Origin of the sequence: Nitrosopumilus sp., from assembly GCF_025699125.1 — an archaeon.
Classification (GTDB): Archaea; Thermoproteota; Nitrososphaeria; order Nitrososphaerales; family Nitrosopumilaceae; genus Nitrosopumilus.
The window spans coordinates 183,675-202,675 of record NZ_JAILWC010000001.1; the positions used below are offsets into that span (position 1 = coordinate 183,675).

The following is a 19,001-nucleotide window of genomic DNA, read 5'->3' on the forward strand; positions in this document are numbered from 1 at the left end:
GAGGCTAGATATTTTTTAAGACATGAAGAAAAAAGCCATCTTTGTAACAATATTTTTTGGTTTTATCTTGCTATCTTCAACTATTATGATTACACTTCCAGGTATAATTCCAGAAGGAGACACACCTAAAATGACAATCACTGGCACACCTGCTGATAATTTCCCAGATGATCAACGTGCTCAATTTTGCGGTTCTGGTGATGCAAAATCTACTGATTACGTTCAAGAATTTTCTATTCCAACTCTGTGTACCAATCCTTTAGCAATTGTATCTGATTATGACGGAAACATTTGGTTCACTCAAACAAATACTGGTAACCTAGCAAAGTTTGATCCTGACACTGAAACATTCACTGAATATGATAACCCTTCTTGGCCACAAGGAGGGCGTTCTATGATGTGGGGAATTGATTATGCTCCAGATGGGACTGTGTGGTACACTGATGAGACATATGATTCTGTGTGGAAGTTTTCAACTATTGATGAAAAATATGAGCGATTGTCCTATCCATCCGAAGGTAATTCATTACCTCAAAAACTCCAAGTTCATGGTTCCCAAATTATCGTTAATGACTTTACTGGAAACAAAATCACGTTCTTAGATCCAAACCAATCTGATGAAACTGTAAATTATCTTAGCATTCCTTCACCAATTGATGATTCTGTAACTGCTGATTTTGCAGTTGATGCAAATAACAATGTCTGGTTTACAAATTGGTTATTCCAACAAGGAGGGGTTTTAGTTAAATTTGATCAAAATGGTTATTTTGACTCTGTTGCGAATTCTGATGAAGAATATCTTCCATTACTTGACTTTATTGAAATCTATCAATTGCCTCCGGAGTTGCTTACTCCAAACGGTTCTGTAGTTGCTGATGATGGGACAATTTGGCTAGCAGATACGACAACATCGTACTTTTTTAATTTTGATCCTTTGACTGAAGTATTCACGCAATACGTCACATCTGATCCTTTACCTAACACATATGGAAATCAAACAGGAGTTGTAAAGACTCCTATTTCCAGACCATACTGGATTGAAACAGACGACCATGGCAGACTTGTTTTTAATGCCCAAACTGCAAACAATATCTCTGTAATGGATCCAAAATCTCAAAGCCTTGTAGAATATCACATTCCTTCAAAGAACCCCTATTGGGGAGATTGTGATCCTGGAACTGGGTTGATGCTGGCTGATTGTGGTGTGGCACAAATTTTTGATTTTGCAATAGATGGTGAAAAAATTTGGTTTACAGAATGGGTTGAAAATAACATTGGTGTTGTTGACACTTCTGTTCCATTACCTCTTGAAATTCAATTTGAATCTAATTCAATAACACTTGCACCTGGAGAAACTAAGCACTTCAACTTTATTGTATCACCAAAATCACAAAAAGATCTGTTAGGCGTTTCATTAATTTTATCTCCAACTCATGATTTCCTAAATGTAGATCTTGTAAACAATTCCCCCAAATCTTTCCAATTGGATTTTGATGCTCCACGTCCAATCCATACTTCCATCCATGCTTCAGAAGATGCAATTTCTGGAACCTACAAAATTCTGCTTGGAGCACAATCTTCTGATGTTGCAATCAGTAAATTCGTTACAGTGACAATAGAGTGATACCAAATTTAGATTCCCAAATTGGAATCACCGTTTACAGCACTAATTTTTCTGGAATTGGAGGAAAAATTCGAGTCAAACCTGAAGATTTCCATGTATCTGAAATTATTTCTGATAAAGTAAACAAATCCATAACTGATCAAGAAGGTTATGCCGTATACAAATTAAAAAAGAAAAAAATTGATACAAATCACGCCTTATCTGGTATTTTTAGAAAAAAAGGAATTCGTTTAAAGTCACTTGGGCTAAAAGATGCATCAGCTATAACCGAACAGTTTGTTTGCTCTGGAAATAAAGGTAGGGCCATTGAGGATTTCTCTACTGACAAATATTCTTTGGAAAAAATCGGCTATGTAAAAAAACCCCTATCTAAAAAAGACATGATAGCAAATCATTTTAAAATTAAAATCTCTGACTGCTCAAACGATTTGTCTTCTTTCACTGAACATGATAAAGTCTTGAATTTTTATGGTTACCAACGCTTTGGTTCCAAAAGACCTGTGACTCATCTAATAGGTAAGGCCATTTTACAGCGAGATTTCAAAAAAGCTGTTGATTTGATTTTGTCTTTTACCTCTTCATATGATTCGAAGGAAAATACTGAGATTCGTGAGAAACTATCCGACAAGGCAAACTTTGAAAAATATTTTGATCAAGTTCCAAATCAAATGGATATTGAAAAAATTGTTCTAAAAGAAATGATTGAACATGATGATTATTTTGCCGCAATTAGAGCAATCCCGTTATCTTTAAGACGATTCTACATCCAAACGTATCAATCTTTTATTTTTAATCAGTCTCTAAGTCTGGCGTTTTTAGATGGTGAAAATCTTTTTGAAGCTCAATCAAGTGATGTGTGCTTTGATTTTAATGGAATAATTGGTAAATATGTGAAAGGCCTGGATCAACGATTGGCATTACCTTTTGTAGGTTATTCATATTACAAAAAAACAAGATTTGATCATCAAATATCTAAAATACTGAGCCAAGAGGAAATTACACCAAAGGATTTTTTCCTCAAAGAGATGCAAGAAGTAAGTAGTGAAGGTGGTTTTAGACAGGCTGCCTTGCATTGCTTTGATTATTCGTCTCAAGAAAACACTGTGGAATTCTCTCTCTCACGTGGTATGTTTGCAACAATCTTGTTAAGGGAAATTATGAAACCTGAGGATCCAATGACTGCAGGTTTTTGAGATCATTTTCACATTTTCTTAGATGTCTTTAAGTTGGTGTTTTTTTAAGACAATTTGATTTACATGGAAAAAGCATACATGCTAATCAGTTGTGAGATTGGTGAGGAACAATCACTCTATTCTCAATTAAAAGAAATTCCTGAGGTAAAAGATTGCTTGATTACTTATGGCAGCTACGATATTGTTGCAGAATTTATCACAGATACTCCAGCACAAATGAACGAAATTATTACAACCAAAATAAGAAAACTTCAAAAAATTAGAAGTACCATTACACTACGTGTAACAAACTAGGCTTTTTTTAAAACTGTGATTGCAACCCCTATTCCAATTATGATCAACCCTGTAATTGCAATTTGGATTCCATAAGTAATCCAATCTGGATTGGAATACATGAATGAAGATTCTGGTCCAACCACTGATTGTCCCTGAAGGTGAAAAATAATCCCAAACACCACAATAATTCCACCTATGACTGCAATGGAAATTCCCTTTCTCACAAAATCTCTACATTCATGACACTAAAAAGGGTAAACAGAATTGATAATTTGACCAAATGATTTTTCGATTCTATCTTTAATCATATTCCTTAGAGTCCATAAAATGTACGATTGGGATGCCACCTATGAGTCAAGCCGCCACAAATATCTGGGGTTTATACTATTTTCATCTTCTGCATTACTTGCAGTAATCCTCTTTCTAATCTTTCATCCACAAATAGAATCTATCAATAAAGAATCTCCAATTTTGATCAATATCATGTTCCTGCCTGCAATGGCAATTGGATTTCTTTATGGCGTTAGAATTACTGAAAGAGCAGTCAATCCTGGAGAAATCCGCAGCCCAATTAAAAGATCTATTGTAAAAATATTCTTGTTCTTTTTTGTAATGGGTGGAATGTTCAGCTCTGTGAATTTTGCAATTAATGGCGGTAGTGTGATGCCTGAAGTTTCAATTTTAGATGATGGACTTTTGCCTTGGCTAAATGAATTTGTTAGCGCAAACGGTGGCGCTACTTTCTTAATCATTACTAGTATCACATTGATGGCATCTGCTACTAAACGAATTGTTGGAATGAACTCTGGATTTTTAAATAGGATGGTGACATTTGTTGGAACCTTTGTATTTATGACCATCCTTGTTTTGAGTTTCACAAAATCTGATCCTACATCTTCAGGAGTTTTCTTGTATACTTTTTATCATGCAGGAATTGTTGGCGGGGCATTTTACGCAATGAACAAGCTTACAAAGAATCAAAACATGATTGAAGATTTTACTAACGGTTACTGAACTATTTATCCAAATCTACATAAATTCCAGAAATTTCATTGTTAATTCTGTCCCAATATTTTTCACACCCTTCTGTTTTGAAATCATTTAATTTGCATTCATTGAAATGATGTGTGTTTTCTCTTTGTATGTTATCTGCAAAAAGTACATCTGAGCCAATTGCTAATGCTATTAGGCCTACTGCAGCAAGACTAGCTGATACTACAATCATACTATATCCAACTTTGGCATAATTATGAGGCTCTTTCATTTACAGAAAATCAAAAACCCTTGAATTTAATCTTTTCAAGTTTAGATTTTGCGATCAATTTGTGGACACTAGTATATTTTTTGGGAAAAAAAGAAAAGATAGTAGTTGAAAAGTTCTACATTGAGTATTCAAATTCTCCAGTATGAATTTCTTGGTCCTATCCCTCTTGATGAGTGGGGCCCTCCAATGGAAAAACTGGTGTATATTATCTTGTCAAAAGACCAAGATAAATTTAATATTCTTTATGTTGGTGATTGTGAAAAAACTGATGACAAATCGTTTTTTATCCAAAACCCTGATTTCAAATGCTGGGTTCAAAAATCAGGCTCAGAAAAATCATTATATCTTGCAATACTGCCACTGTTTGAATCAAGTAAAGAACGCAGACAAAATGTGCTCAATAAGATATTTTCACGTTACAAGCCTCCTTGCAATTCCACTGATCCTCTAAAGGAAGAACCTGATTATGTTGTAAGAAAATCTGAAACAAATTCAGAAGAACAAAAAATTTCTTGTTTGTGCTGTGGCTCTGAAATGAAAGCAGAACAAATACTTGAAAAATCCACTGTTTATCGTTGTACTAGCTGTGGATTAAGCGATACACGACTCAACTCTTAACTTTATTCTGAACATCAAACAATTGTAATGTCAACAAGTCTATTGCTTTTTTTAAATGCTGAAATTCATTAATTGAATGCATTTGACCCTCCACTAATGCCCTCATAATTTTGATTGAATTTTTTTGATAATCGTCAGATGCTACAATCTCCATTGCATTTATTTTTGATAGCAAGTTGTCTAATTCTTTAATCATTTCATCTGATGGCTTGTGTTTGTCCATAAACATCGTAGATTGATTTTGTATATGAATCGTTACAATAAATCTTCGTCAATCTCTTGAATTGGATCCAAGTATTGCTGACATGTGCAAGTGGGAATTTGACATTTTCCTACTTTGATGATTGAATTGCTATTTTCATTTGGTGAATGTGCTTCATTTGTATGGTGGCATCTTTTACAGTTCATGATCAAAAACCATCTTCTTTAATATTGAATTTGCAAGTCAAGGTATCAAGACTGCCCTGGCTTCAATTTCGGAATCTTTTAGCTTTTTGAGTACTTTGTTTGCACTTTCAAGTGGAAAGACTTGAGATATTACCTCGATATTATTTTCATCACATATCTTAATTACTTGTTCCATGTCTTTTGTCGATCCTATCAAAGTTCCCCTGATTGTTTTTTCTTCAAATGCCATAAATGAAGGATTTTTCCCTACTGTTGCAATAACAATGAGTCCTCCTTTCTTTACTGATTTAATTGCAGTATCTGTAGCAATATCGGATGGCGCAAAAACTATGGCCGCATCTAGCATTCCGTGTTTATTTTTTAGTTTATTCAAAAATTCTTCTTGATTCTCAGAAAATGTCATTGCATCAATTGCCCCTAGTCTCTTTGCCACATCAAGATGTTTTTGAGTTCTTGAAAATGCAATTACGTCGCAATTTTCGACTTTGGCAAATTGTACTGCCATATGACCAACCCCTCCAATTCCAAAAATTCCAATTTTTTTATGTGATTTTGGTTCTGCAGCTTTTACTGCTTTGTATGCTGTGATGCCGGCACAAAACAACGGTGCCGCATACTCTGGTTTCATATGTTGGGGAACTTTGGTTGCAAAATCTTCTGTAACTGTGATGTATTCTGTATATCCTCCTTTGAAAGATTCACCTGTAATTATTGATGATTCGCAAAGATACTCTTTTCCTTCTTTACAATATTGACATTCTTTACATGCTTCTAAAAGTGGGGTTATGCCTGCTCTATCCCCAACTTTGAATTTGGTTACGGCATCTCCAATTTGAATTACTTTTCCCACAAGTTCATGACCTGGAACTGTAGGAAGAGTTGGCGGAATTCCAATATCTTTCCAGTCTCCCTCTATGCCATGAAGCTGTGAATGGCAAACTCCACAAGCTTCGATTTTTAATAATATTTCATTTGATCTTTGAATTTCATGTCTATCAATTTCTGTTAATTTCAATGGATTCGTCTCAATTTTGGCACATTCAGAAAGCACCATCGCACGCATTTTTTCCATGTTCTGCTCACTCAAGCACGAAATTTTAACATTCGCTCATTAGAAAAATAAAGGACTAGTACCAAATTTTCTCATGAATGAAATTACCGATGAAGATCGTGAAAGAGTAAAATTATTGCAACAAATCACTTCCTCTAAAAATGAGTTCAAGAAATTATCTCTGGAACAATTACAGCGATTGCAAGAGCTAATTGAAAAAAAAGATTACAGTCATGACAAAAAGGCACATAAATCAAAAGTGAAATTACTGGGAAAAATCAATGTTAGAATTTATGAATTAACTGAAGGTCGTGGAACTTGGGGTTGATCGCCCAATTAAGTACTAATATTCTAGCAACTATGATTATTTGTGGTAGAAAACAATCTCATTCATGAAACCAGTCCCTATCTTCTTCAGCATGCGCATAACCCTGTAGACTGGTATGGGTGGAATGAAACTGCATTAAAAAAAGCAAAAGATGAAAACAAACCCATCTTTCTTAGTATAGGATATAGCTCGTGTCATTGGTGTCATGTAATGGCTCATGAATCATTTGAAAATGAGGATGTCGCAAAATTCATGAATGAAAATTTTGTTAACATAAAGGTTGATCGTGAAGAACGACCTGACATTGATGATATTTATCAAAAAGTCTGTCAGATAGCAACAGGACAAGGCGGTTGGCCATTGAGTATTTTTCTTACACCTGATCAAAAACCATTCTATGTGGGTACTTATTTTCCTGTTTTGGATTCTTATGGACGTCCAGGTTTTGGAAGTATCTGCAGACAACTCTCACAAGCATGGAAAGAAAACCCAAAGGACATTGAAAAATCTGCTGAGAGATTTCTTGATGCTTTACAAAAAACAGAGACTGTTGCAGTTTCGACGAAATTAGAACGTGTAATTCTTGATGAGGCTGCCATGAATTTATTCCAAATTGGCGATCCAACTTTTGGCGGATTTGGTTCCGCACCTAAATTTCCCAACGCTGCTAACATTTCCTTTATGTTTCGTTATGCAAAACTGTCTGGCCTCTCAAAATTCAACGAATTTGCACTCAAGACTCTCAGGAAAATGGCAAAGGGTGGGATTTTTGATCAGATAGGTGGCGGATTTTCCAGGTATTCTACTGATGCAAAATGGTTGGTTCCTCATTTTGAAAAGATGCTGTATGATAATGCGTTGATTCCTGTTAATTATGCTGAGGCATATCAAATCACAAAAGATCCTTTTTATCTTGATGTGATGCAAAAGACACTGGATTTTGTTTTACGTGATATGACTTCTCCTGAAGGCGGATTTTATTCTGCATATGATGCCGATTCTGAAGGTATCGAAGGAAAATTTTACGTCTGGAAAAAAAGTGAGATTAAAGAAATTCTAGGTGATGATGCTGATCTGTTTTGTCTTTACTTTGATGTTACTGATGGTGGAAATTGGGAAGGAAACAATATTTTATGTAACAATCTTAATCTCTCAACTGTAGCATTTAATTTCGGAATTACGGAACAAAAGGCTCAAGAAATTATTAATTCTTGTTCTGAAAAATTACTCAAAGTTCGTTCTACAAGAGTCTCTCCTGGTTTGGATGATAAAATCCTAGTCTCATGGAATTCTTTGATGATCACTGCATTTGCAAAAGGCTACCGTATTACAAATGATACAAGATATTTGAATGCTGCAAAAAACTGTATCTCTTTTATTGAAAACAATCTTTTTGAGGGTGATAAATTACTGCGAACTTACAAAAACGGCTCTGCCAAAATTGACGGATATCTTGAAGACTATTCTTATTTTGTCAATGCATTACTAGATGTATTTGAGATTGAACCTGAAAAGAAATATCTCGAACTGGCACTAAAATTAGGCAATCATTTGGTGGATCATTTTTGGGATTCAAATACTAACAGCTTCTTTATGACCTCTGATAATCATGAAAAACTAATCATTCGACCAAAGAGTAATTATGATTTATCTTTGCCTTCTGGAAATTCTGTTTCTGCCTTTGCGATGCTAAGATTATATCATTTCTCCCAAACGCAAAACTTCCTTGATGTTTCTACAAAAATTATGGAATCTCAGGCCCAGATGGCTGCAGAAAACCCTTTTGGATTTGGATATTTACTCAATACCATTTTTTGTTATCTGCAAAAACCACTTGAAATTACTATTATCAATACGGAAAATTCGAATATATGCAATACCATTTTTACCACTTATTTGCCTAATTCCTTTATTGTGACGATTCACAATTCTCCTCAATTAGATGACCTTTCCAAATATCCTTTCTTTGCTGGAAAAACTTTCCAAGATAAAACCAGAGTTTTTGTATGCAAGGATTTTACTTGTTCTTTACCATTACAGTCCATTGATGAAATAAATTCACATCTTTAGATTTTTTTCAAGTTCACATCAATCATATTTCCAACTTGAGGCCTTCCCATGTTGTCATATCTTGACTTTGGCATTGCTATTGTGATCTGTGTCTGCTGATATGATTTGATATTTACAGTTGGCTGTGCTTGTAAAATAGCTTCAAGTAATGGCATTACTTGTTCTTTTGTTTCCTCATCCAGTCTTTTTGAAACATTTTCTATGATCATCTGTTTTTGTGAGATTGGTTCAGTTGACACATTTTCAATTAATGTTAATTGCACCATTTGGCCATTATCTACTATTTGTGTAATTTTGAATTCGTTTGTTGCTGACAATATTTTGTTTGATTTTTTTGATGATTTATCTTTAACGAATTGAAAAATATAATGCAATTACTGCAGTAGCTACAGCTGCACTTACTCCCAATCCAAAGATGATCTTACTGCCATCAATTTTCATAACTCTGCTTCCTTTTGTCAGAATTAAACTGTAATGGTTTCTTATTCTTTAAATCCGTTCACTGATGATTTCTACGTAAGTGTTTTAATAGAAAAATCCTATTTTTTGTTATCACAAGTCAAAAAACTGTGTCCATACCATACGCGGAACAACCCTTTCTACAAAGAGTGCCCCATTGGGCACTCCAATTAAAATCATGAATTATCATTTGTAATATTTTGATTATCGTTTGTTTCTTTTTTACTATCTTCAAATTTACGTGGCTCCAAAATGGATTTTTTAATCAGGGGGGCACGTTCTTTTATTATTTTATTAAATTCCCTCATATCTTCTAAACTTGGGGTTTGTTGTTGATTTTGATATGCTTGCAAAAACCCTGAATACACACATCCTGTAATTATTCCAAATGCTGTGTCTGGAACTGATTCTATCTCTGGAACAAAATTATCTGCAATTTGTCTGTATGATTCTGATTCATTAATGTAATAATCGATCAAACTATCTAGAAAATCTTTGGTTTCTTTAGAGATTGCCATGACTTTTTCTCTATTTTCCTAGTTTATTTAATTGTCTTTGATTAATCGTTTATTTATTCATAAATTATTTTTTAGATATTGTGGAAATTAGAAACTGACGACGGTTTTTTTCGAATATATGATTCAAAAAAAATGGTTGCAGGATATTTTGATCCAGACTATGGAGATATTTTTCCAAAAGAAAATTCTGAAGAAATTGTTGCATCCATGCTAAAAAACCATGATAAAATTTTAGGCGGCGTGATGATGGTACCTCTTGTCAAATTTGGTTTATTTGACACTGATTTGGATACTGATATCACTACAATAGAACAAAATGTAACTAGAGTAAATGAACATTTACAAAAATGGAAAGATTTCTTGTCTGCTACTGATCGTCAAAAACATTCCATAAGAATATCTCACACAGATCAAGACATGCTGACAATCACATTTGAAGTGAAATTTTCAAAACCAACACCTCTTGAAAAAAAACACTTACAGGAAGAACTTTTCCCTACTTTGGATTTGTTACAGAAATCAGGTTTGTTATAATTCTGCCCGAATATCTTGTAATTCCAATATATGTGGATAATGTTAACACGAGTACTACCAGTGTTCCAATAGGGAATTCTGGAACTGCAGCATATTCTTCTGATTCTGCAACCAACGTGTATTCTTTGATCTGATTGTTTTGTATTTTATCTGGAATTGTAACTAAAAAGAAGGCATTATCATTTACTCCTAAATAATCTGGCTCTGGATGGACTTTTGATACTGCCGCAACTTTTCCTTCAATATCATATAATGTTGCAATAATTGCTACTGTATTTGCTGTAATGTCTCCTTTGTTCATGACCATTCCTGTTATCATCAAATTATTGTGATTATCCGTTGACAATTTTGATTCAGTAATGTCTATCACTTGATTTTTTGGTGGGCTTAGCTCATAATCCAATTCTATTGAATACGATTCTGTGTTTTTTGCATCATTACTTGTCAATATCAATTCAAATGGGCCTTTCATTCCTGGCATAATTGTATTTACCAATGAATCTGCCTCCCTAACGGCGATTGGATTTTTGTCTTCATCAAGCAGTGTAATTAGAACACTGATTTGGTTTAATGGGACTTTTAGATTATTTGTAATTTCACCTACCACGTGCAGTGATTTATCATCTCCGATGAATTGTTGATCGTTTTCAATAAACGCCTCACCAAATACAGCTGGAATTAATCCTACAAAAAGAAACACAACTATGAAAAATTTCTCCACATCTAATTTTGTTTGAATTCTTTAAAGAAGTTTATGCCCAATCCTATGCTTTTACAATGACAACATTTGAAATTTTTCCAAAAATCTGTATTTTAAAAATCTTATTAATGAGAATCCACTATACTAAACAGCAATTATGGCTAAGATAAAAATTAGATCTGGGAGAGGTACAAGAATTGTTGAAGTTGATGACAGTGCCAACAAATGGGCAGGTTCAGATTTCAAAAAATCCCAAGAAGCAAGAAAAGAAGCATCTAAAGACAAGTATGTTTCTGTAGGTCGTGGAACTGGTAAGATCAAATTCGGAGATATACCAACTACTACGACACAATCAACAAAGGGTATGTGGGTAAGTTCAGGACGAGGAACGGGTAAGAGGAAACTCTGATTATCCAAAAAGATCACACATACAATTCATTATTTTCGAACATGTCTCTGAAAAGAACCAACTAAAAAATAGAAAAAATTAAAGTTGTTATGATTATTTGAAAGAGCGAACCTTTCTAACAACTTTGTTATGATCAAAGGCAGCAGTAGTAGTCACATACAAAATGTGATTCTTTCCGGCAGGAATTACTATTCTTTTGACTTTGTCATACTCTGCAACTACATATTTGCATGCACCTAAAGATTTCAATAGTTTTTTTCTTTGATTCCAGTCATATGCTGCCGCTTTTAATGATGCCAAACTTTGTTTTTTTGACACCAAAATGCTTACTTTCTTTGAACGTGCTGAATAAACTAGTTTACCTTTTAGATCGCATAGTGTTACGACTCTAACCGATGGACTTAGCTTCAATAGTTTTTCAACAGCTGCTTCAATTTCCATAATTGTACCAATACTTTCTAGATGATAAAATTTACTAAAATGTTCGGAACAAAAATTTTTTGATGTGATTTGAATCTTGGAATGTAGAATTTTAATTGGAATCTTTTCTCCTTATGGGAGATGCTCAATTTTCCATTTTTTGGCCTCGTTAATACAATTGAACCATTCTATCTCGATATCATCTGAATTAAATTTCCCAAATTCATTCTTGTATTTATCATCACAATCCCTCTTCATATTTTCCGAAACCTGAATAACCTTTTGTGTCAATCCTGTCTGAGGTGCTTCAAATTTTTCTGGCTCGTCATAATTTTTTACCCCTGTTTTTGCTGAATAAAATTCAACCAGTCCCAACATCTCATATTCTAAGGATTCTTGAATTTGTGTATCTGAACGAATTTTTGCTGATTCGTCCCCAGTTTTTATCCATTCGATGAACTGTGAATCGCTTTCAAGTTGGGATTCTGACGATAATTTTAACAGCTCCACTGAACTTCTGAACATTTCTGGTGGTGATAATTTGTCATATTTGGAAATTATTTCATCAAAATCTCTCAAATGTTTTTCATAGAATTCTAATAATTCTTCTTTGGAAATGTCTCCTTCTTCCCATTTTATTTTTTCAGAATAGAATTTAATTTGTAATTCTTTAACCTCTTCTTGAATTTGTTCTAATTCTATTCCGAACTGCAGACCTTTCTGTTTGGTTTGCTCCACTGAAAAATTGTATGTGACTATTGCACCAATAATGATGACTGCTATTACTGCAATTATGATATTTTGAATTTTCTTTTTCTTCAAAGATAATCTATATAATTTCCATCTTCATCTAACTTTAATTCTATCGTAAACTCTGTTCCGCTGATAAACGAATCATTTCGTGTAGTTCTAACTCTGCCTATGACTAGCTCATACGGCCAAATTTCCACAACAATGGCTCCCACTTTTGCAGTAGGAGTCTCTGTAATTACCATGTCTTCTCGTTTAACTCCGTGTCTTTCTAACATGTGAATAGCGTGATCTAATAGTGGTTGCGGATTATTGTAATTTAGTACCCAAACTGTTCCTTCGTAATCAATTTTTTGCAATTTGAAACATCCTGATTTAACTCATATAACAATTATGCGCCCATGGATTTTGAATGAACCTGTGAGCCGCAAAATTCTTTTGCCATGACATGTGACCTGGCATGAATATTTATTTTTGTAGCGCATTTTTTCTTTGATCTGTTATTGATAATCGCTCTGTTTTTTACAAGCGAAAAATTTTGTTGTTACTCATGACCGTTTATTGGTAAAAATCTATTTTCATCAAACTCTTTAAGGAATATTTTCTTAGGATAAACATGAAACTAATTTGGTTTGTAATTCCTTTGGTATTATTTGGAATTGTAGGAATGCAGAGTTCCTTTGCTGAAGAGGTTGGTATGGGGTCAGATTCTACAATATCTCAGCAGAAGCTAAAAACAATGGTTGAGGATTGGATGTCCAATCCAGATGAGGATGACACAAACCAACGTCTAGAAATCATGAAGGCATATTATACATTTGAGGAAGAAGGGCAGAAATTATCCAATGATCAAGACGGACTGGTCTTGATGAACCAGATTAGAAAAATGGTTAGTCTAGACATACCAAAAGCAGATCTTGATCAATTAAGGGAGCAAGTAAGAATAGAACTGGGATTGACGGCACCATATACAACTAAAATTTTCTACATTGGTCCAAACCTGGTTGATTGTGTTGGAGTTGGTCCTCAAAAATGTATGCAAGTTCGTGAAGATGAAAATTCTAGTTGGGAGTACTTTTATGATTCCATTAAAGGATTTGATTTTGTTGAAGGAAAATCTTACAAAATTTCAGTTAAAGTAACTGATGTTGAAAATCCTCCTGCTGATGCATCAGATAAAAAATATGATCTAATAGAGATTCTTGAAACAAAATCTTATTCTAGACATATTCCATATAACGATACTTGTGCACCTGGATTCGTTTCTCTTGGAGAAATCTGTGTTCTAAATGATAGATGCGGTCCTGGAGCTTATCCAGGAAAAGTATGTGTCATGGATGGAGTCAAGCAACCATATCTTAGACCTGCTCAGCAAGGAAATGCTGGAATTGCAGCTTATGATGTAATATGTGCAGAAGGATTGAATCTAGTTTTCAAATCACATGACGGTTCACCTGCATGTGTGAGTCCTGATTCTGCCAAGAATCTTGAAGAACGTGGATGGCAAACAAAATATCCTAATTTTGCATGCACTTTGGAATATGCTCCAGTATGTGGAGTTGATGGACAAACTTATGGCAACAAATGCATGATTAACTCAAATCATGTTGCTATAAAACATGTAGGCGAATGTACTGATATGGTTGAAGAAACAAAAGGAATATTTGAAAAGACCTTAGACTACACCACTCATCCTCCTGTCATTGACGAGCAAAAAGGATATTTTGTCACAGAAATTGCAGATGATGTCTATTGGTTGGTTGGAAGTGGTTACCAGACGATGTTTGTAATTACTGATGAAGGTGTTGTTGTAATTGATGCACCACAACCTATTGGAGAAAGATACCTTGATGCAGTAAAAGATGTAACATCCAAACCAATCACTCATATGATTTACTCGCACCATCATTCTGATCATACAGGTGCTGCAGGGCAGATATTTCCTACTGATATTACATACATTGCACATAAAGACGCAGCAGATGCTTTAGTGTCTGACAATGATCCTAACAAACCACTTCCAACTAAAATCCTTGAAGGAAAAACCAATACTCTGGAAATAGGCGGTAAGACTTTTGAGTTTCACAACATTGGCGATTTTCATTCTAAAGGTAACTTGCTGATACTTCTTCCAGAATACAAGATTGCAATGCTAGTTGATTTGTTTCGTCCCGCCGAATCACCATATCGTGCATTTGGAATGACACCTGACATTGAATTATATCTGGAGGCTCATGATGTTTTGCAAACCTTTGATTTTGATGTACTTGTTTCAGGCCACACAAATCTTCTTGCCACAAAAGATCATGTCATAACAAACAAGCAGTTCACACAAAGTGTTATGGACAATGCACAAGCTGCATTAGATTCTGGAGAACCAGAACCATTGAAGATTTGCACCACAACTACTACACAACAGTGGGAGGGAAAGCTAGGGAATCTTGATACGTTTATGACTGATCACTGCAATGCTATGATAGAGTATCTTGAATCTCAATGAGTGCTTAGATCATAATTAAAGTAAGAATATTCAGTTCTGTAAACTTAACGTGGCCAGTAAAACATGATTGCAACTCCAATCAGGACAACTGCTGAACCTATGATCTCAAATCTGTCTGGTTTTTTCTTGTCAATCCAATAGCCCCAAATTATCGATGATACGACAAAGATTCCTCCATACGTAGCATACACTTTTCCAAAGTCTGCAGGCTGCAGCGTCATTACAATTCCGTAAGAAAATAAAATCAATCCTCCAATCAAACCCAAAACTTTTCCTTTATGATCATGCAACCACTTCCATACAAGATATCCTCCACCAATCTCTAACAGTGCAGCAAAAAAGAAAATACCTGCAGTTAACGCTACTTCGACCAAATTCTCTCTCCTTTTCTTGGATAGTAAAAGATTATCAAGACTCCAATAACTGCAATTATTGTTCCAATGATGTCATAGTTGTCTGGAGTCACTCCATCAATTAACCATCCCCAAAACAATGACATTACGATGAAGACACCGCCATAAGCTGCATACACTCTATGAAAATGGGTCTTCTGAAATGTTGGAACTATTGCGTACAAAAATAACACAAAGCCGCCAACTGCACCTAACACAAAACCAAAATCTTCACGTAGCCAAAGCCAAACTAGGTATCCTCCACCAATCTCACATAAACCAGCTAAGAAAAATAAGAGAATCGAAATGAAAAAATTCTTTGACTGTTCTCCCATTTGATACCAAAACGGAATAAATATTCTATACTATAACTAGTTTGGATAGATGTCTTGGAATCCAAGAAAAAGCAGTTTTGTGGTTACTGTCTTGAAGACAAGCGTATGTTGTATTGTGAAATTTGTAATCCACAGTCTGCTTAGACCAACTATTCGGGTTTTATTACATTTAGCGTCATGGTGCTGACAACTCTGGATAACTTTCTAATCGCTGCAATAACTCTTTCAAATTCATCCTGATTCTCTGTTTGCACTTCTGCAACCACGTCATATGCACCAAAAGTAAGATATGCATTATTGACGTCTTGCATTTGTTTTAATTCGTCTACGATGTACTCTTCGGCGCCAAGATCACAATTTAGTAAAATGAATCCTTTGTGCATTACTATACCTAGTAATAATTCATGAAGTTCAAGTCTTTAAGTTTTGCAGTATTACCATCTACTACGTCCGCCGTAGCTATTTTTGTTATCATTATCGCCGTATCGTTTTCTCCCGCCTCTGTCATCTCTGGGGTTTCTACTTCTATCCGATCTTCCGTATCCTCCAGAACGCCCTCCTCTAGAATAATTAGATCTTGATTGACCGCCATATCTTCTTGAAGGAGTTTGTCTTTTTAGAGGATCTGGAATGGATATTTGGATTCCCATTTCTTGGTTTAAATCTCTAATAGGAACTTTGATTTGACGTTTGATTAGATTCCAATCTCCTACTGATGAATATGAAACAAATGTGATTGCTTTACCTAATGCACCTGCTCTTGCTGTTCTTCCAATTCTGTGGAAATAAGCCATCTCTTGATTTGGCACATCATAATTTACAACCAATTCTACTCTTGGAACATCAATTCCTCTTGATGCTACATCTGTTGCAACCAGAATGTCTGCTTTTCCACTTCTGAATTTGCCCATGGATTGCTCTCTTCTATGTTGTGACATGTCTCCTTCAATTGCTACGGCATTGTATTTTTCTTGATGGAGAAACTTTGCCACGTCCCTTGTTCTATATTTTGTTGAACAAAATACAATAGATTGGCCTTTTGTTTGTTTGATAAAATCAATTAGATACTTGAATTTATCTCGGTCTTTAATTACTAAAAATGACTGATCAATTCCTTCTCCACTAAGATCATCTGCATCCAATAAGAATTGTTTTGGGTTCTTTAGATATTCTTCAGACAGTCTTAAAATCTCGGTAGGCATTGTTGCTGAAAACAATGACATCACTCTATCTTCTGGAGCTAAATCTAAAATAAATGAAATATCGTCAACGAAACCCATATCGAGCATTGTGTCAGCCTCATCTAGGACAATATGGGTGATATCTCGGAGTTCAATTGATCCTCTCTTGAGATGATCAATTAGTCTACCTGGAGTGGCTACGACAATTTCCACCCCTCTGTGAAGAGCATCTAGCTGTATTCCCATTCCTTGACCTCCATAGACTGTTGCTACTTTAATTCCCGTGAATTTCCCAAATTTTTTAATTTCATCACTAATTTGCATTGCAAGTTCTCTTGTAGGCGCCATAATCAATCCCTGAATGCCGTTTTTTGGCTGAATCTCTTGTAACATTGATAATGCAAACGCTGCAGTTTTTCCTGATCCTGTATGTGCTTGTCCTACAACATCTCTTCCTGAAAGAAGTACTGGAATAACTGCTTCTTGAATTGGAAATGCTTCCTCGAACCCAAGCTCCTTAATCCCTTTCAGTATCTCATCTTTTAATCCTAATTCTGTAAATTTTGTCATTTTATTTTCTTCTCTTAAGCAATGACGAAAAGCTCATTGCTTAGACGTCATTATTCCGATAGTTACAATGTCGCTAAAGGTCTAATAAACGCTTGTTATTTTCTATGCATCTAATTGAGCATCAATAATTTTTTTAAAACTATCAAATGGTTGTGCTCCTTTTAGTTCCACAAATCCAATTTTTTCATTTCCAACAAAAAATCCAGGCGTACCTGAAACTCCATAATCTCTTCCGTCATCAAGATCTTTTCTGATCTCTTCGATATACTTGCCACTAGTGAGACATGAATCAAATATTTCTTGATTTAATTGAATTTCCATTGCATAATTACTGAACAAAGCAAGTGCATCTACAGTTTCTTGTTTGTTCCATTGATTTTGATTATCAAATAACATGTCGTGCATTTCTCTGAATTTTCCTTGCTCATTTGCACATTCTGCAGCAACAGATGCAGGTAACGCATTTGGGTGAATGCTCTGTATGGGGAAATCTCTGAAAACCAGTTTGACTTTACCTTGTTCAATATATTGCTCAAGAATTAATGGGAGTGTCTGAGTGTGGAATCTTGCACAAAATGGACATTGAAAATCTGAAAATTCAATTATAGTAATTGGCGCATCTGGATTTCCAATAATTGGATCATTATCTGCTGAAATTTTTACCTGTTGGGAAGGTTGTTTTGTTGGTAATTGATTTTGCAATACTTTTAATTCTAATTTTGCAATTGCCTCTTCAAGTTCTTCATCTGTAATTTGATTAAAGTTGGAAACATAAGACCCAGCAAAAAATGCTGCTATCCCTACTGTGGCAATTAACCCAATAATTAACAGATTAAATGTTGATTTTTTTACTGCAATGTTTTTGCTATTTTCGTTAAGTTCTGAATCATTAGAGCTCATTTTGATTAATTCCAAAATCCATCATACTTATTCGTATTGTCTCTGAAAATTATCTGATTCAAGGAAGTTTAAGAGCCAATGACGGGATCCGAACCCACGACCTGCTGATTACAAATCAGCTGCTCTAACCAGGCTGAGCTACATTGGCACAATGGAAAATGAAATTTTTCAGGTTTAAAATGTTACCGAGATTAACCAATGGACTATCCAAAGTCGTAATCTGGTTGCTTTGACCGTCAGTTTATAATAATGTCGTATTTTGATACACGTTATGAGATACATTGAACCGACAAGAGTTAAGGTTCTGATGATGATGTTTTATGCAACAGGAATTGTGGGAATTGTTATTGGATTAGCTGTTGCGCCTCCTTCCATGACTGTGATGATTACTTTTATGGCTCTCATCAATGTAGGGTTAGGGGCTTTCTTTACGTTCATCTTTTTGACTCAAGTCCAAAAAGCTCCTGATAAAAGAAAAAAGAAAAGAAAAAGCGATTAGGT

Annotated in this window: 26 protein-coding genes and 1 tRNA gene; 11 read left to right on the top strand and 16 right to left on the bottom strand. The window is 34.8% G+C overall.

All coding sequences use genetic code 11. The features are described from left to right. Window positions 1-22: 22 nt before the first annotated feature. The 3 genes from K5783_RS01090 (at window position 23) to K5783_RS01100 (ending at window position 3,111) form a co-directional block, all read left to right on the top strand. Window positions 23-1,624, top strand: a complete 1,602-nt coding sequence (locus K5783_RS01090) for a lyase (protein ID WP_297471735.1) — start codon at window positions 23-25, stop codon at window positions 1,622-1,624. Continuing rightward, window positions 1,621-2,817: a tRNA pseudouridine(13) synthase TruD gene (gene truD, locus K5783_RS01095; protein ID WP_297471736.1), complete on the top strand. Its 1,197-nt coding sequence runs from the start codon at window positions 1,621-1,623 to the stop codon at window positions 2,815-2,817. The genes K5783_RS01090 and truD overlap by 4 nt, the downstream gene beginning before the upstream one ends. Window positions 2,818-2,880: 63 nt before the next feature. Beyond that, window positions 2,881-3,111, top strand: a complete 231-nt coding sequence (locus K5783_RS01100) for an Lrp/AsnC ligand binding domain-containing protein (protein ID WP_297471737.1) — start codon at window positions 2,881-2,883, stop codon at window positions 3,109-3,111. On the opposite strand, the gene K5783_RS01105 is transcribed toward K5783_RS01100, so the two are convergent. Further along, window positions 3,108-3,317 carry a hypothetical protein gene (locus tag K5783_RS01105; protein WP_297471738.1) on the bottom strand — a complete coding sequence of 70 codons (210 nt, stop codon included), beginning with the start codon at window positions 3,315-3,317 and terminating at the stop codon, window positions 3,108-3,110. The two genes, K5783_RS01100 and K5783_RS01105, sit on opposite strands and share 4 nt — an antisense overlap. A 103-nt stretch (window positions 3,318-3,420) precedes the next feature. Here K5783_RS01105 and K5783_RS01110 point away from each other — a divergent pair, with 103 nt between their 5' ends. Then, window positions 3,421-4,107 carry a hypothetical protein gene (locus K5783_RS01110; protein ID WP_297471739.1) on the top strand — a complete coding sequence of 229 codons (687 nt, stop codon included), beginning with the start codon at window positions 3,421-3,423 and terminating at the stop codon, window positions 4,105-4,107. A gap of 1 nt (window position 4,108) precedes the next feature. Here K5783_RS01110 and K5783_RS01115 read toward each other — a convergent pair whose 3' ends face one another. Continuing rightward, complete coding sequence (locus K5783_RS01115; protein WP_297471740.1) at window positions 4,109-4,357, bottom strand: hypothetical protein; 249 nt, start codon at window positions 4,355-4,357, stop codon at window positions 4,109-4,111. 120 nt (window positions 4,358-4,477) lie between these two features. Here K5783_RS01115 and K5783_RS01120 point away from each other — a divergent pair, with 120 nt between their 5' ends. Further along, entirely contained in the window at window positions 4,478-4,975 is a 498-nt protein-coding gene (locus K5783_RS01120; RefSeq protein ID WP_297472684.1) for a hypothetical protein, read from the top strand. Here K5783_RS01120 and K5783_RS01125 read toward each other — a convergent pair. Next, a complete protein-coding gene (locus tag K5783_RS01125) occupies window positions 4,965-5,198 on the bottom strand; it encodes a hypothetical protein (protein WP_048115766.1) in 234 nt (77 codons plus the stop codon). The genes K5783_RS01120 and K5783_RS01125 overlap by 11 nt on opposite strands. A 222-nt stretch (window positions 5,199-5,420) precedes the next feature. Next, window positions 5,421-6,455 (bottom strand): alcohol dehydrogenase catalytic domain-containing protein, encoded by a 1,035-nt coding sequence (locus tag K5783_RS01130; RefSeq protein WP_297471741.1) that lies wholly within the window; start codon window positions 6,453-6,455, stop codon window positions 5,421-5,423. A 73-nt stretch (window positions 6,456-6,528) separates the two neighbouring features. Between K5783_RS01130 and K5783_RS01135 the strand changes: the two genes are divergently transcribed. Together K5783_RS01135 and K5783_RS01140 are read left to right on the top strand one after the other, a co-directional pair. Further along, window positions 6,529-6,762, top strand: a complete 234-nt coding sequence (locus K5783_RS01135) for a hypothetical protein (protein WP_297471742.1) — start codon at window positions 6,529-6,531, stop codon at window positions 6,760-6,762. Between the two features lie 42 nt (window positions 6,763-6,804). Beyond that, complete coding sequence (locus K5783_RS01140) at window positions 6,805-8,832, top strand: thioredoxin domain-containing protein (protein WP_297471743.1); 2,028 nt, start codon at window positions 6,805-6,807, stop codon at window positions 8,830-8,832. Here the strand turns inward: K5783_RS01140 and K5783_RS01145 are convergent. Together K5783_RS01145 and K5783_RS01150 are read right to left on the bottom strand one after the other, a co-directional pair. Beyond that, entirely contained in the window at window positions 8,829-9,149 is a 321-nt protein-coding gene (locus K5783_RS01145) for a hypothetical protein (protein WP_297471744.1), read from the bottom strand. The genes K5783_RS01140 and K5783_RS01145 overlap by 4 nt on opposite strands. A 318-nt stretch (window positions 9,150-9,467) precedes the next feature. Next, window positions 9,468-9,809 carry a hypothetical protein gene (locus K5783_RS01150; RefSeq protein WP_297471745.1) on the bottom strand — a complete coding sequence of 114 codons (342 nt, stop codon included), beginning with the start codon at window positions 9,807-9,809 and terminating at the stop codon, window positions 9,468-9,470. A gap of 132 nt (window positions 9,810-9,941) precedes the next feature. Between K5783_RS01150 and K5783_RS01155 the strand changes: the two genes are divergently transcribed. After that, window positions 9,942-10,343 (top strand): hypothetical protein, encoded by a 402-nt coding sequence (locus K5783_RS01155; RefSeq protein WP_297471746.1) that lies wholly within the window; start codon window positions 9,942-9,944, stop codon window positions 10,341-10,343. On the opposite strand, the gene K5783_RS01160 is transcribed toward K5783_RS01155, so the two are convergent. Next, window positions 10,306-11,064: an FxLYD domain-containing protein gene (locus K5783_RS01160; RefSeq protein ID WP_297471747.1), complete on the bottom strand. Its 759-nt coding sequence runs from the start codon at window positions 11,062-11,064 to the stop codon at window positions 10,306-10,308. The two genes, K5783_RS01155 and K5783_RS01160, sit on opposite strands and share 38 nt — an antisense overlap. Window positions 11,065-11,200: 136 nt before the next feature. Between K5783_RS01160 and K5783_RS01165 the strand changes: the two genes are divergently transcribed. After that, on the top strand, window positions 11,201-11,452 hold the full coding sequence (locus tag K5783_RS01165) for a hypothetical protein (protein WP_297471748.1): 252 nt from the start codon (window positions 11,201-11,203) through the stop codon (window positions 11,450-11,452). A 93-nt stretch (window positions 11,453-11,545) separates the two neighbouring features. Here K5783_RS01165 and K5783_RS01170 read toward each other — a convergent pair whose 3' ends face one another. From K5783_RS01170 to K5783_RS01180, 3 genes are all read right to left on the bottom strand, one after another. After that, complete coding sequence (locus tag K5783_RS01170) at window positions 11,546-11,893, bottom strand: hypothetical protein (protein ID WP_297471749.1); 348 nt, start codon at window positions 11,891-11,893, stop codon at window positions 11,546-11,548. Between the two features lie 111 nt (window positions 11,894-12,004). Next, window positions 12,005-12,694 (bottom strand): hypothetical protein, encoded by a 690-nt coding sequence (locus K5783_RS01175; RefSeq protein ID WP_297471750.1) that lies wholly within the window; start codon window positions 12,692-12,694, stop codon window positions 12,005-12,007. Further along, on the bottom strand, window positions 12,691-12,981 hold the full coding sequence (locus K5783_RS01180) for a hypothetical protein (RefSeq protein ID WP_297471751.1): 291 nt from the start codon (window positions 12,979-12,981) through the stop codon (window positions 12,691-12,693). Before K5783_RS01180 ends, K5783_RS01175 begins: the two co-directional genes overlap by 4 nt. A 257-nt stretch (window positions 12,982-13,238) precedes the next feature. Between K5783_RS01180 and K5783_RS01185 the strand changes: the two genes are divergently transcribed. Then, window positions 13,239-15,122 (top strand): DUF4377 domain-containing protein, encoded by a 1,884-nt coding sequence (locus tag K5783_RS01185; protein ID WP_297471752.1) that lies wholly within the window; start codon window positions 13,239-13,241, stop codon window positions 15,120-15,122. 44 nt (window positions 15,123-15,166) lie between these two features. Here the strand turns inward: K5783_RS01185 and K5783_RS01190 are convergent, their stop codons facing one another. The 6 genes from K5783_RS01190 to K5783_RS01215 form a co-directional block, all read right to left on the bottom strand. Then, entirely contained in the window at window positions 15,167-15,496 is a 330-nt protein-coding gene (locus K5783_RS01190; protein ID WP_297471753.1) for a YnfA family protein, read from the bottom strand. Then, on the bottom strand, window positions 15,484-15,849 hold the full coding sequence (locus K5783_RS01195; RefSeq protein ID WP_297471754.1) for a YnfA family protein: 366 nt from the start codon (window positions 15,847-15,849) through the stop codon (window positions 15,484-15,486). The genes K5783_RS01190 and K5783_RS01195 overlap by 13 nt, the downstream gene beginning before the upstream one ends. Before the next feature lie 149 nt (window positions 15,850-15,998). Then, the gene (locus K5783_RS01200; protein WP_109876663.1) at window positions 15,999-16,232 is read right to left on the bottom strand and encodes an Lrp/AsnC ligand binding domain-containing protein; all 234 of its coding nucleotides are present in this window, start codon (window positions 16,230-16,232) and stop codon (window positions 15,999-16,001) included. 51 nt (window positions 16,233-16,283) lie between these two features. After that, on the bottom strand, window positions 16,284-17,600 hold the full coding sequence (locus K5783_RS01205) for a DEAD/DEAH box helicase (protein ID WP_297471755.1): 1,317 nt from the start codon (window positions 17,598-17,600) through the stop codon (window positions 16,284-16,286). A gap of 102 nt (window positions 17,601-17,702) precedes the next feature. Then, window positions 17,703-18,500: a DsbA family protein gene (locus K5783_RS01210; protein ID WP_297471756.1), complete on the bottom strand. Its 798-nt coding sequence runs from the start codon at window positions 18,498-18,500 to the stop codon at window positions 17,703-17,705. Window positions 18,501-18,573: 73 nt separating this feature from the next. Beyond that, window positions 18,574-18,648: transfer RNA gene (locus K5783_RS01215), tRNA-Thr, on the bottom strand. 123 nt (window positions 18,649-18,771) lie between these two features. Here K5783_RS01215 and K5783_RS01220 point away from each other — a divergent pair. After that, window positions 18,772-18,999 carry a hypothetical protein gene (locus tag K5783_RS01220; protein WP_297471757.1) on the top strand — a complete coding sequence of 76 codons (228 nt, stop codon included), beginning with the start codon at window positions 18,772-18,774 and terminating at the stop codon, window positions 18,997-18,999. Window positions 19,000-19,001 lie beyond the last annotated feature (2 nt).